This is a genomic window from Actinomadura sp. 7K534 (genome assembly GCF_004348575.1).
GTDB lineage: Bacteria > Actinomycetota > Actinomycetes > Streptosporangiales > Streptosporangiaceae > Spirillospora > Spirillospora livida.
In genome coordinates, this window is the sequence record NZ_SMKB01000558.1 from 1 (window position 1) to 453 (window position 453).

Annotated in this window: 1 protein-coding gene; it reads left to right on the forward strand. The window is 74.2% G+C overall.

Annotation, left to right across the window (positions count from 1 at the left end):
- On the forward strand, window positions 1-345 hold a 345-nt coding region (locus E1266_RS37680), incomplete at its 5' end, for a LytR C-terminal domain-containing protein (protein ID WP_132055392.1).
- Between the last annotated feature and the right edge of the window lie 108 nt (window positions 346-453).

Sequence of the window (453 nt, forward strand, 5' to 3'; positions counted from 1 at the left end):
GCCCAGGTCGAGGTCGGCGTCTACAACGCCGCCGGCACCCCCGGCCTCGCGCAGCGGACGGCGGACCAGCTCACCGAGCGCGGCTTCCAGGTCGTCAAGGTCGGCACCGCCGACCGGACGTACGCGCGCACCCAGATCCTCTACGGCGCGGGCGCGGAACGGCAGGCCGCCCGCGTGGCGATCGCCGTCCCCGGCCCCGAGCCGCGCGCCTGGCGCTCGGCCCGCCCCGGCCGGGTCTACCTCGTCATCGGCAAGAGCGGCGCCCGGCTGCGCGGCCTGAACGCGTCGGTGCCCAGGGTCGCCGGCGAGATCCGCGCCGACCGCGACGTCTGCGCCGCCACCTGAAGCCCGCCGAAACCCATCTGTCACGGGAGATCGGTATCGTGTCGGGCGCGTAACCCGGCACTGGCATCAAAGCGTCATAGGTAGGACAGCACTCCCAGATCCCCCAGC